This is a genomic window from Paraburkholderia madseniana, from assembly GCF_009690905.1.
GTDB classification, from domain to species: Bacteria; Pseudomonadota; Gammaproteobacteria; order Burkholderiales; family Burkholderiaceae; genus Paraburkholderia; species Paraburkholderia madseniana.
In genome coordinates this window covers 1-12097 of sequence record NZ_VOSW01000171.1, presented here as the reverse complement: position 1 = coordinate 12097, position 12097 = coordinate 1, and the positions used below count along the sequence as shown (strand labels likewise).

Genomic DNA, 12097 nt, shown 5'->3' with positions numbered 1-12097 from the left:
GCGCTGGTAACATCCATCAGAGTCGACTGCGGTTCACTATATATAGCTTGCTGTTAACCTAACAGCAGTTAACTTGTGATCGCATATCTGTGTCTGTGTTTTTTTTTTTTAGATGTGTATAAGAGACAGGAACCAGCCCGCCGAGCGTATTCACATAGCCGGCCTGCGAGTAGACAAAAAACACGCCCACCGCGACGATGATGATCGGCACCATCAACGGCAGCATCAGCAGTGTGCGCAGATAGCGCATGATCCAATGCGTGCCGTTCTGAATCGCATAGGCGGCGCACACGCCGAGCGGCGTCGCGAGCAGTGCGGCGCAAATCGAGGCGGTCAGCGTGGTGCGCGCGGCGTCGATCCACGCAGGGTTGTCGAAGAACGAGTGATACCAGCGCAGCGAATAGGCGGGCGGGGGGAAGGTCATGAAGCGCGTGTCGGAGAACGACAGCGGCACGACGATCAGCACCGGCACCATGAGGAACAGCAGGATCAACACGACCGCCGCGCCGAGGATAATCCGTCCGAACGAGAGCTTTGTCATTTCGCGCCCAGGGTCTTTTCGAGTGGCACCACACGGCTCGCGGCGTAGAAAATCGCGAACACGCAGATCAGCAGCACGACGCTCACCGCGCTCGCCGCGCCCCAGCTGTTATAGATCTCGACGTTGCGGCTCACCACCATCGACACCATGATTGACTTGCCGCCGCCCATCAACTCAGGCGTGATGTAGAAGCCGAGACACAGCACGAACACGAGGGTGACGCCGGCGAACACGCCGCTCATCGAAAGCGGCAGGAACACGCGCATGAACACATGCAGCGGCGAGCCGCCCAGACTCGCGCCCGCCTGCGAGAGATTCGGCGGAATCTTCTGCATGGCCGAATAGAGCGGCAGCACCATGAACGGCAGCAGGATATGAACCATCGCGATGATCGTGCCGAACTGGTTGTAGGCGAGTTGCACCGGCCGGTCGATCAGGCCTGAGGCGATCAAGGCCTTGTTGACGAGTCCCGTGCGCTGCAGCAACACGAGCCACGCATAAGTGCGCACGAGTACGCTGGTCCAGAAGGGCAGGATGACCATGCCGAGGACAAGCGCGCTCAGCTTCGGTGACAGCGAGGCCGCGAAGTAGGCCACCGGATAGCCGAGCACCAGCGTGATGACGGTGACGATGATGCTCAGTTTGAACGTCAGCAGAAAGGTTTCGAGGTAGGCGCCCGAGAACATGCGCCGATAGTTCTCGAGCGTGAAACCGTCGTGATAGATCGACTGCCACGACAGCCAGGCGAGCGGCACGACGAGCAGCACGACGATCACGAGGAGCGCCGGCGCCATCAGGAGAAGCATCGTGCGATCTTCGCGCCGCTGGTAGCGCGCGGCAGGATCGGACTCGGTGGCCTGCATCAATGTGGGTCCTTGGAGCATCCGTTTGGCGGTCGTCATCATGCACCTACGGCGTCGAGAAACTGATACCACGCGGCGACGAGCCTCACACCCGGCGCGCGCAGCGAATGAAAAGGCACGGGCCGCAAACCAGGCGCGCCGAGCAGCGAAAGCTCGGGCGTCTCACCGAGGGCGAGCGCGGCGGCATGCTGTCCGAGCAGACTGGCCATCGCGACACCTGCTCCGTTATACCCCAGACAGAAGGTCGTGGCATCGTCGCTGCGCCCGACATGCGGCAGCGAATTGAACGTCATGCCGACATAGCCCGACCAGCGATACGCCACGCGCACGCCAGCGAGATCGGGAAAGAGCGCGACCATCGCCCGCTGCAGCGCATCGAAGCCGGTCATCTGGCCTTCCTTGCCGAATGCGTCGCGGCCGCCGAACAGCATGCGGCCGTCCACCTTGCGGAACCACTTCATCATGCGCCGCGTTTCCGTGTAGCTGCGGCGTTCGACCATCAGGCGCGCGTCGAGATCGGCGGGCAAGCGCTCGGTGGCGATCATCGCGCTGCGGAACGGCACGAGTTCGCGCTGATACGGCGAGGTGGCCGGCGTGAGGTCCGAATAGGCATTGGTCGCAACGATCACCTGCTTCGCACGCACCGCACCGCCTGGCGTGCGCAACGTCACGTGCGTATCGCCGGGCGCGCGGTGCATCTGCAATACCGGCGTCGATTCGTAAATCGGCACGCCGCGCAGCGTCATACCGCGCGCGAGTCCGCGCACGTATTCGAGCGGCAGGATCGTGCCGGCATCGGCGCTCAGCACGCCGCCGACGAAACCCTTCGACCCCGTCTCGTGCTCGACTTCGGCGCGCGATTGCACGGTCATCGACGTATCGCCGAGCTTCGTGCGCACCCAGTCGGCTTCGGCACAGATCGCCGCGAGCGCGCGCTCGGTGTGCGCGCAGCGCAGGCTGCCCGTATGCTCGAAGCGGGCCCGTGTGAGGCCGAACTCGTCGACCAGCGATTCGACGACCCGCACGCCTTCATGCGCAAGCCGGTGCATGCGCTTCGCAATATCGAGGCCATGCAACTGGTCGATCGTGGGAAACGACAGTCTGAATTTCGACGACACGACACCGCCATTGCGCCCACTTGCGCCCCAGCCGACGACGTTCGCGTCGAGCACGGCGCAACCGACGCCGCGTTTTTGCAGCGCATAGGCTGCGGCGAGGCCTGAGTAGCCCGCGCCGATCACCGCGACTTCGACGTCGAGATCGCGCGCGCGCGGCGCGCCGGCGCTAACGGCCGCGCCCGCATCGGGCGATGCGGCAGCGAGCGCTTGCCAGAGCGAGTCGGGCAGGGACGAGGGACGTGCCGTCGGCGCGAGCATCGGCTCAGGCGGCGAGGCGCGCTTCGGCTTCGACGGCGTCCGCGAGCTCGGCGAGCGTCGGGAACGTGAACGTCGGCGTCGTGACAGCCTCGGGCACCGGCGTGGCGCCGAAGCCCCGCTTGCCCTGACGGCGCTCGATCCAGCAGGTCGCGTAGCCGAGTTCCGTGGCGACGCCGATGTCGTGGTACTGGCTTTGCGCGGTGTGCAGGATCTCACCGAACTTGTAGCCGAATGCCGCCTGACGGCCGCGGTTGTATGCGAAGAATTGCGGATCGGGCTTGGCGACGCCGGTTTCGTCGCAGCAGACGGTGTCGTCGAACGGATCGCCAAGCGTGTGCGCGTAGGCCGACAGCGCGACGCGGTCCGCATTGGTCATGGCAACCAGGCGGAAGTGTTTGCGCAGACGCTTGAGCGCGGCGACCGAGTCCGCGAAGGCAGGCCATTCGAGCACGTCGCGCTGGAAGGCGGCGGCCGATTGCGCGTCGTCGGGCAGACCGAGTTCCTTCGCCAGCGACAGGTAGACGTTTGCCATTTCGTGGCTCGAGCGGCCCGGATGGGTCGCACGGCCGCGCATATACGGCTCGAAGATCTGGTCGTCGGTCAGGTCCTTCGCGGCCGGCCCGCCGAGGCGTCGCACGGAGGCGAGCACGCCGCGCTCGAAGTCGATGAGTGTGCCGACGACGTCGAACGTCAGGACCTTGAAATCGGTGAGCTTCATGAAATCATCCTTTTGCAGTTTGCTGTGAAAACGGGAGGGGGGTGCCCCAAGCATGGGCGGCTAAAAAATGAGTGGAGTCAGGCGGGCACGACGATCGTGTCCTGCGGATCGAGAACGACGCTCATCGGCGCGCCCGGTTCCGGAATGCGCCGGCGCGCGTCGTGGCCGCCGGGCTGCCTGAGGCTGATGGCGGTGCCGTCGGCGAGCGTTGCGAACACGCGCAGGCTTTCGCCCTGGTACAGCACCTCGGTGACGTGGCACGACAAACGATTCACGCCCTCGCGCCGATCGCCGCCGTCGATTACGAGCTTCTCGGTCTGCACTGCGAGCAACAGCTTGTCGCCGCGCGGCAGCGGGTGCGCGGTGCGCAGAACCGTATCGCCGAGGCGCACGGCATCGTCGCCGGCGCGCGTCACGGCGAGCAGCGTCGCCTCACCGATGAAGCTCGCCACGAACGCGTCGCACGGCCGGTCGTACAGCCGCTCAGGCGTGTCGATCTGCACGAGCCGGCCGTTCTTCAGCACGGCCACGCGGTCGCTCATGGTGAGGGCCTCGCGCTGATCGTGCGTCACATAGACGATCGTCGCGCCGAGCTTGCGATGCAGCCGCCGCAGCTCAATCTGCATGGTTTCCCGCAGTTGCTTGTCGAGTGCGGAGAGCGGCTCGTCCATCAGAATCAGTTGCGGCTCGAAGACCATCGCGCGGGCGAGCGCCACCCGCTGGCGCTGGCCGCCGGACAGTTGGCCGATGCCGCGGCTCTCGTAGCCCGAGAGTTCGACCATCGCGAGTGCATCGGCGACCTTCTTCGCCCACGTCGCTTTGGGCTGACGGCGCGCTCGCAGTGGAAACGCCACGTTCTCGCCGACGCTCATGTGCGGAAAGAGCGCGTAGTTCTGAAAGACGATCCCGATGTCCCGTTTATGCGGCGGCGCAAATGTAATGTCGCGCTCGCCGACCCAGACCGCACCCGAGCTCGGCTGCACGAAGCCGCCGAGAATGCCGAGCAGGGTGGTCTTGCCCGACCCCGACGGACCGAGCAGCGAGACGAATTCGCCGGGGGCGATGTCGAGCGACACGTCATCGAGCGCCACTACCGGGCCATAACGTTTCGCTGCCGATCGGATCGAAACACCTGTTTTCGCTCGTGCGTCCATTGCGTCCTGTCTCGCTGTAGAGGCCTGCGTTAGGGAAAATATAGGCCGCGTCATTATTGACGGCAATTCCCAAATTGTTGGATAAGGCATAACATCAGGTCATGCCTAACCTTCGCAAAAAACTGCCGAGCGCCAATGCGCTGTTCGTGTTCGAAGCTGCCGCGCGCTGCGGCAACTTCACGCGCGCGGCGCAGGAGTTATATGTGAGTCAGCCCGCGGTGAGCCGCATGCTGGCGCGCATGGAAGACCATCTCGGCGTGCGTCTTTTCGAGCGCGTGCGTGGTGGGATCGAGCTGACGGAGAACGGCAAAATCCTCTACCGGAAGATCTCGGAAGGCTTCAATGGCATAGAAGGCGCGATACGTGAGATCGAGGCGCGTGCGACGGGCATCGAGTCCGTCACGCTGTCGGTGTCCACCGCGTTCACGACACACTGGCTGATGCCGCGCATGAGCCGGCTAAACCAGGCGTTTCCGAATGTCGATTTGCGGTTTCAGCTTATCTCGGGGCGAATCGGCGGGCCGCTCGTCGATGTCGATCTCGGCATGCGCTTTTTGCGCGAGGACGAGATCGGCGAGAACAGTGTGCTCGTGATGCCGGAAACGCTACTGCCGGTGTGCAACCGGCGCTATCACGAGACGGCCGCGACGCAGACGGGCCGCGAGCACGGCGACACCGTGATCGTGATGGACGATGGCGAGCGCGGCTGGCATGAGCGTTTTGCCACATTCGCGGCACACGGGCGGCACGTAGCGAGCATGCTGAGTTTCAACGACTACGCCATCGTCGTACAGGCGGCGCTGCTGGGGCAGGGAGTCGCCCTCGGCTGGCTTAACGTCGTGTCGCATTGGCTTCTCGAGGGCGCGCTGCTGCCGGCGGAGGAAGAACTGATCGTGACGAACCGGCGCTGCTGTCTGGTGTGGCCGGAGAATCGGCCGTTGCGGTCGGTTGCAGCGGATGTGCGCGACTGGATCATCGAGGAAACGCGTGCCGATGTGCGGGCTGTCGACCGCAATTATCCGAAGCTGGGACTGCGCCGTTTGCTGGCGGAGGCGGGCCTCGTGATCGGGCCGGGCCAGGATGAGGGGCGAAGGGTCAGAGCAACCGCGCCTTGATCGCGCGGCGGAACGTCCGCCGCTCGTTTTTCCAGCCGGCCCTGATTTCCAGGGCCGAACTTCCCGACACAATCAGGCCAGATCGCGTCCGCCGGTTTCTTCGAGCATCATCACGGCACCGAGCGAAATGACGACGCACGCGATCATGTACCATGCCGGCGCCATCGTATTGCCCGTCACCTTGATGAGCCACGCGACGACGAGTTGCGCCGTGCCGCCGAACACCGACACCGCCACGGCATACGCGCTTGCCAGATAGCCTGCGCGCACATGTTTCGGGAAGTTCTCCGGCATGAGCGCATACGCAGGCGCCGAACCCATCGTGTAGAAGAACATCAGAAGGACGATCAGGCCGGTGACGACGGGCAGCGTCGGAAACTGGTTCATCAGCCAGAACGCGGGATACAGCAGCGCGATCAGCACCACGCGGCCAAACACGGTCAGCGGCTTTCTACGGCCCATGCGGTCCGACAGCGCGCCCCAGATCGGGCACATGAGCAGCGAGACGCAGGCCGCGCCAATCGAGACCAGCATCGACAGCTTGGGCGGCATCTTCAGATACTGAATCGAGTAGGTCGGGATGTAGTACATCAGCACGTAGGTCGCGACCGTCATGCCCATGATCGCGAAGACGGTCAAAAACCATTTGCGCACGAGGGCCGGTTCGAAGCGCGAGTGCTCCGTTTTGACGGGCTCGTCGTCCACGATATGCCGGCGCAGATACACGCCCACGGGCATGATCAGCGTGCCGGCCAGAAACGGAACGCGCCATCCCCAATCGAGCAGTTCCGGACCGGTCAAATGATAGGTGAGCAACGCAGCCATGCCCGAGCCGAGCAGCGCAGCCGCGCCCTGGCTCGCCAGTTGCCAGCTTGCGCGAAAGCCTCGGCCTTTTGCGGAACCCGTTTCCAGCAGCGTCGCGGTGGCCGCGCCAAACTCGCCGCCCTGCGCAAAACCCTGCACGAGGCGCGCTATCACGATCAACGCGGGCGCGGCAATGCCGATCGTCTCGTAGGTCGGCGCGAGACCGATCGCTGCGGAGCCGACGGCCATCAGGAGGATCGTCAGCGTGAGCGCGGCCCGGCGCCCGCGCTTGTCCGCGTAATGGCCGAGCACGAAGCCGCCGACGGGCCTCGCCACGAAGCCGATCGCGAACGCAGACAACGCCAGCAGCGTCGACACGACGGGATCCTGCGACGGAAAGAAAAGCTTTGCGATGGTCAGCGCGAAAAAGCTGTAGACCGTGAAATCGAAGAACTCGAGCAGATTGCCGATGACGGCCGCCACGACAATGCGGGTCTGCGAAACCGCAATCGTGCCGGACGACGTAAGAGGCTGGGTTGACATGGTTTAGGTCCTCACCGTAGGTGTATTTATGATGGTTCCGTCTGCGCTTTCTGATGCGCGCTTAGACTTTCGACGCGAGAAACCGCTCGACCAGCCGCGTCCAGAATGCGGCGCCGACGGTCAGGTTGTCGTCGTTGAAGTCGTACTTCGCGTTGTGCAGCATGGGCGTGTCCCGGCCATTGCCCACGCGCAGGAAGCAGCCCGGCTTCTCTTGCAGGTAATAGGCGAAGTCCTCGCTGCCCGCGATCGGACCAAAGCCGTCGACCACGCGTTCGTCGCCCACCAGTTCGCGTGCGACCTGTAACGCGAATTCAGTCTCCTGCGCGCTGTTGACGAGCACCGGATAGCCCGGCACATAGTCGATATCGACGCTGGCGCCGTGCGCTTGCGCATGCGCGTTGGCGAGCGCACGGATGCGTGCTTCGAGCAGCTTGCGAACGTCGGGGTCGAACGAGCGCACGCTCAGTTGAAGGCGCGCCGTTTCGGGGATCACATTGGGCGCGTGTCCCGCATTGAACGCACCGATCGTGACCACGGCAGGTTGCATGGGATCGATATTGCGCGACACGACGGTCTGCAGCGCCGTCACGAGCCCTGCGCCGATCACGAGCGGATCGGTGGCGAGATGGGGACGGGCAGCGTGACCGCCGCGGCCGTGGATCGTGATGTCGACGGTATCGCATGCGGCCATGAACGGGCCGCTGCGGAACATGAACGTGCCCGCCGGTGCGCCCGGATGGTTGTGCAGGCCGAAGATGGCCTCGCAGGGGAAGCGCTCGAACAGACCGTCGGCGATCATGCGTTGCGCACCACTATCCGTGCCGATTTCCTCGGCGGGCTGGAAGACGAGATGGACGGTTCCGTCAAAGCGGCGCGTGCGCGCCAGATGCCGCGCTGCGCCAAGGACCATCGCCGTGTGACCGTCGTGACCGCATGCGTGCATCTTGCCCGGGTGAACGCTGGAATAGGGCAGGCCCGTGGCCTCGGTGATGGGGAGGGCGTCCATATCGGCGCGTACCGCAACGGCCCGCGCCCCCGTTCCCGACTTCAGCGATGCGACCATGCCCGTTCCGCCCAGGCCGCGTGTTACTTCGTAGCCCCAACTTTCGAGCGCTTCGGCGACAAGATCCGATGTCTGGAATTCCTGGTAAGCCAGTTCAGGGTGCTGGTGCAAACGATGACGAATGCCGCGTAGTTCATCGTTCAGATCGCTGGTTTCGTCGAGCGTGCAAAAGTGCTGGGTATTGGGCATTTGGATTGACGTGCGTATAGAAAGCGAAGCGTCAGTATTTCGCTGCAAAAACGCGCGATCAATGACGTCTTCCGGTCGATAATGTTGACTTCAATGTCAACAGTCCAGAAAACATGTCAACCGACACCGATATCCCTCAGACAGGCGCCCTGAATCCGCGCAGCCTCCGCTATCTGCATGAAATCGCCGTGCATGGTGGCGTGCGGGCGGCGGCGGATGCGCTCGGCATCAATGCGTCGGTGATCAGCCGGCAGGTGACGCAACTGGAGCGCGCGCACGGTGTAGCGCTGCTCGAGCGGCAGGGCCGGCGCGTGACGCTCACGGAAATCGGCCTGAGTCTCGTCGATCACTTTCGTGAAAGCCGGCGCCGCGACGCGGAGATGCTGGTGCAACTGGAGGATTATCGGGGGCTGCGGCGCGGACGGATCGGCATTGGGTGCGGCGAGGGATTCGTCGGCAATCTGATGGCGATCGTGCTCGAGCGTTTTAGCGCGCAGTTTCCGGATATCGTCGTCGATCTGCATACGGGCGCGACGTCCGAAATTATCGCGATGGTTCGCAACGATGAGGTGGATCTTGGCTTATGCGCGGGCGGGGCGAAGGACCCGGCGATACGTTCGCGCACGTTTCGCGCCGCGCCGTTCTGCGCGTTCGTGAGTCCGCGTCATCCGTTGGCGGGACTGCAGCGTATCCGCTTCGAGCAGCTTGCCGATGCCCGCCTGATTTTCATGCCGCCGCGTTTCGGCGTTCAACAGTATGTCGACTCGATCATTCGCGCAGAGCGGCTCAGCCTGACGCCGGCTTACCGGTGCGATATGTTCGCTGCGGCGCAGGCGATTGCGGCGGCGGGTCTCGGCGTCGCGTTCATGTCGACCGATGCCGCGCGGCAATATCTCGACACGGGCAAACTCGTTGCGCTTGAGATCGATCATCCGATTGCACGCGACTTCAGCAGCCAGGTGATACGCCGGGTTGGCAGGCGTTTGTCGCCTGCGGCGGAGTTTTTGTGGAAGCAGTTGGTGGGGGCGATGCAAAGAGGCTGGGCTGCTGGGGCTGGGGAAGGTTGATGAACGGCGGGAGGGATTTGGTGGGTGTCATTGGTAGTGCTTCTATAATTTGACATAAGATAAATTATCAACAATTAAGTGACTGGTTAAATAAAAAAGTTAAGGTCTCCCGGCTCTTTCTGTTTGGTTTTTGTATGTTTTATGTAAGGTGTGCGTGGGCACGTCCGGGGCGTGCCTTCTTCAATCTCTTACAAGAAAAGCATCATGAAATATCCAAACCTCCGATATGGCAACCCACGCGAAATGGCGTACTACGCACAAGGCCGCAGCCTCAAAGAGCTAGCGCGTGAATTACGTCGATCCGAGCGCAGCGTGCGCGACTGGTTGTCCGGCCGGGAACGCGTACCCTGGTGGGTGCCCGAGCTTTTGAGGCTCCGCGACATGGAGCATGACCTCCGCCTCCGCCAAATGAATATAGGTCGCCTTGCGCCGCCCCTCGGCGTCGTCGGCGAACCCCCTTCAAACGTCTCGCGGCTACGCCCGCTGATTGGCGACAACCTCGCCACCGAATCCAGATCAACCCAGCCGGCGGCAGACGACCAGGAAGTGTCGCCGCGTTTCGCCTGACCTTGCATCAACTATTTATCGTATGTACAATAAATCGCATGGGATCGAATTCGACCCGGCCAAAGACCAGATCAATCGCAGCAAACATGGCGTTTCACTCGCTCTCGCCGAAGGTTTTGAATGGGACAGCGCACTTGACGCGCTCGACGACCGATATGCGTATGGAGAGCCACGCTTCATCGCTTACGGCCTGATTGGCGATCGCGTCTACTGTCTGGTTTATACATTGCGTGGCGAAACGCTACGAGTTATCAGCCTTCGCAAGGCAAACAAACGTGAGGTGAATGATTATGTTGAGCAAACGCACGATCGTGATGCCGACTGATGAGGAAGACGCGGCGATCAATCGCGGCATTGCGGCAGATCCCGATGCGCGCGAGCTGAGCACCGAAGAAATCCGGCGTATGCGCCCTGCGCGTGAAACGCTTCCGCAGCGGATCGGCGAAGGTGCCGCGGCCGAGCTGTTGAAGCGCCGCGGCCGGCCACCGGCCGACGTGACCAAGGTCGCGACGAGCGTTCGCTACGATCGCGATGTGCTCGACGCTTTCCGCTCGACCGGCGAAGGTTGGCAGACACGGATGAACGACGCCCTGCGCGACTACGCCAAGTCGCACGGCATGATGTAACGAAAGCCCGCTTCGGCGGGCTTTTTTCTGGTCCTCTACTCTTCAGGTCATGATTGCTATTCAGACTCCGCGTTGCTGTCCCAGATGCGGCCAGACAAAAATCGCGGAACTGGATTTCCATCGGAAGGGGTCTGGCTACGCCTCTTACTGCAAGCCCTGCGTAACTCTATGTCAGGCGGAATGGCGAGCGAAGAACCGCGCACGTACCAATACGACCGCGCGGCGCAGTTATGAGAAAAACCCGGATGCGAAACGGCGCTACGCCCAGAAGAACAAGGAGAAGTTCAACGCGGCAAAAAGAGAGCGTACCCGCCGCAGATACGAAGAAAAAAGACTTACCAATCCCGATCTGCCCATTCGATTTCGCAATGGCACAGCGAAGCTGAACGAAACCAGGGTGTTATTGATACGCCAGCGATTGGCGGAGGGAGAATCAGTTGCTTCGCTGGCGCGTGCATTCGGAGTACACGTCGTGACCATCTATGCAATCAAAAAAGGTGAAACCTGGAAAGACGCTATCTGACGAGTGCGGCGACGCTAGGGGCACTACCTGAACCGATTATGTTCGGCGTCTTGTAAGCAGGTCTGCCACGCCTGCACGGGTGGCAATTTCCCAGATATATCCTCGGGAATAATCGACGCCCACCCGCCGATGAAGCACGGTGCGCAAACGGCCGTTCGTCCAGTGATCAGCGTCTATGCCGTGCACTCGGGGCGACTCTTTGACTGTTGCGGCAACCCACGCCAGCGTTTGATCATTGATGGTCAGGCGCTTCTTTTCCATGCGTAGCTTCGGTGGTCGCATCCTGTGGTCCAGTCCGAGCTTCCCGACGACAGTTCTCACATGTCCGCTCGAGTGGTAGACCCCGAATTTCTCCTTGATCAGCTTTTGAATATCCCCGTTTCGCCAGAGTTCGGTTTCATACCCGTGGGCCATGGGGCTGCCCTCCAATGTCGCCCGTAACCACTTAAGGGCTTCGGGGCCAAGTGTGGCACTGCGCCCGGATGCCTTGATCTGCTCAACAGCCTCAATGCCATCAGCAACTACCATTGATTTGTATTTTGTGATGGTGCGCACGCTGATATTGAGAAGTTTCGCGACGTGCTCGACGCTGTCCCCATCCAGCAGCATTTTGGCAGCAATCTTCCGGCGCGCGGCATAGACGTCGCTCTGTGGTTTCTGAGCGGTAGCAGACGACGCCTTTTCTGAAGTTGAATAGGTGAGTCGGTATGCGAGGCCATAACCCCGAACAAGGTGGCCAACATGCGAAGGTGAAAACTGGACGCCGAGACGCCGCAAGATCAATTCGCGCAGTTGGCTAATGGTCCAGGTCGGCCCCGGATGAGATACGGTCAAGTCTGGTGTATGAGCGGTTGATGACCGGCGACGTCAGGCGGCGAGTTTCTGCTGACCGGGTTGATCGTCTTGCACCGGTTCTCCGTCCTTGAAGGCAATGCCTTCCAGCAACAG

Annotated in this window: 13 protein-coding genes and 1 pseudogene; 6 read left to right on the top strand and 8 right to left on the bottom strand. The window is 62.2% G+C overall.

The features are described 5' to 3' along the window. Nucleotides 1–130: 130 nt before the first annotated feature. The 5 genes and pseudogenes from FSO04_RS43335 to FSO04_RS43315 all read right to left on the bottom strand — a co-directional run. Nucleotides 131–541: pseudogene (locus FSO04_RS43335) on the bottom strand (ABC transporter permease); the annotation flags it as partial. Then, nucleotides 538–1404 carry an ABC transporter permease gene (locus FSO04_RS43330; RefSeq protein WP_233465424.1) on the bottom strand — a complete coding sequence of 289 codons (867 nt, stop codon included), beginning with the start codon at nucleotides 1402–1404 and terminating at the stop codon, nucleotides 538–540. The gene FSO04_RS43330 and the pseudogene FSO04_RS43335, both read right to left, overlap by 4 nt. A 38-nt stretch (nucleotides 1405–1442) precedes the next feature. Beyond that, a complete protein-coding gene (locus FSO04_RS43325) occupies nucleotides 1443–2780 on the bottom strand; it encodes an NAD(P)/FAD-dependent oxidoreductase (protein WP_154567489.1) in 1338 nt (445 codons plus the stop codon). A 4-nt stretch (nucleotides 2781–2784) separates the two neighbouring features. After that, a complete protein-coding gene (locus FSO04_RS43320) occupies nucleotides 2785–3498 on the bottom strand; it encodes an HAD-IA family hydrolase (protein ID WP_154567488.1) in 714 nt (237 codons plus the stop codon). Between the two features lie 77 nt (nucleotides 3499–3575). Next, nucleotides 3576–4652 carry an ABC transporter ATP-binding protein gene (locus tag FSO04_RS43315; RefSeq protein ID WP_154567487.1) on the bottom strand — a complete coding sequence of 359 codons (1077 nt, stop codon included), beginning with the start codon at nucleotides 4650–4652 and terminating at the stop codon, nucleotides 3576–3578. Nucleotides 4653–4753: 101 nt separating this feature from the next. Between FSO04_RS43315 and FSO04_RS43310 the strand changes: the two genes are divergently transcribed. Beyond that, complete coding sequence (locus tag FSO04_RS43310; protein ID WP_154567486.1) at nucleotides 4754–5767, top strand: LysR family transcriptional regulator; 1014 nt, start codon at nucleotides 4754–4756, stop codon at nucleotides 5765–5767. A gap of 72 nt (nucleotides 5768–5839) precedes the next feature. Here FSO04_RS43310 and FSO04_RS43305 read toward each other — a convergent pair whose 3' ends face one another. Together FSO04_RS43305 and FSO04_RS43300 are read right to left on the bottom strand one after the other, a co-directional pair. Beyond that, a complete protein-coding gene (locus FSO04_RS43305) occupies nucleotides 5840–7114 on the bottom strand; it encodes an MFS transporter (RefSeq protein WP_154567485.1) in 1275 nt (424 codons plus the stop codon). A 61-nt stretch (nucleotides 7115–7175) separates the two neighbouring features. Beyond that, complete coding sequence (locus tag FSO04_RS43300) at nucleotides 7176–8366, bottom strand: M20 aminoacylase family protein (RefSeq protein WP_154567484.1); 1191 nt, start codon at nucleotides 8364–8366, stop codon at nucleotides 7176–7178. A 113-nt stretch (nucleotides 8367–8479) separates the two neighbouring features. Here FSO04_RS43300 and FSO04_RS43295 point away from each other — a divergent pair, with 113 nt between their 5' ends. The 5 genes from FSO04_RS43295 to FSO04_RS43275 all read left to right on the top strand — a co-directional run bounded on the left by FSO04_RS43295 (nucleotide 8480) and on the right by FSO04_RS43275 (nucleotide 11149). Then, nucleotides 8480–9433: a LysR family transcriptional regulator gene (locus tag FSO04_RS43295; protein WP_154567483.1), complete on the top strand. Its 954-nt coding sequence runs from the start codon at nucleotides 8480–8482 to the stop codon at nucleotides 9431–9433. 204 nt (nucleotides 9434–9637) lie between these two features. Beyond that, the gene (locus FSO04_RS43290) at nucleotides 9638–10000 is read left to right on the top strand and encodes a helix-turn-helix domain-containing protein (RefSeq protein WP_154567482.1); all 363 of its coding nucleotides are present in this window, start codon (nucleotides 9638–9640) and stop codon (nucleotides 9998–10000) included. Nucleotides 10001–10022: 22 nt separating this feature from the next. Further along, entirely contained in the window at nucleotides 10023–10325 is a 303-nt protein-coding gene (locus tag FSO04_RS43285; RefSeq protein ID WP_154567481.1) for a BrnT family toxin, read from the top strand. Further along, on the top strand, nucleotides 10291–10626 hold the full coding sequence (locus FSO04_RS43280) for a BrnA antitoxin family protein (RefSeq protein ID WP_030103232.1): 336 nt from the start codon (nucleotides 10291–10293) through the stop codon (nucleotides 10624–10626). The genes FSO04_RS43285 and FSO04_RS43280 overlap by 35 nt, the downstream gene beginning before the upstream one ends. A gap of 49 nt (nucleotides 10627–10675) precedes the next feature. After that, entirely contained in the window at nucleotides 10676–11149 is a 474-nt protein-coding gene (locus FSO04_RS43275; RefSeq protein ID WP_154567480.1) for a helix-turn-helix domain-containing protein, read from the top strand. A 36-nt stretch (nucleotides 11150–11185) separates the two neighbouring features. Here the strand turns inward: FSO04_RS43275 and FSO04_RS43270 are convergent, their stop codons facing one another. Continuing rightward, a complete protein-coding gene (locus FSO04_RS43270) occupies nucleotides 11186–11983 on the bottom strand; it encodes a winged helix-turn-helix domain-containing protein (RefSeq protein WP_154567479.1) in 798 nt (265 codons plus the stop codon). Nucleotides 11984–12097 lie beyond the last annotated feature (114 nt).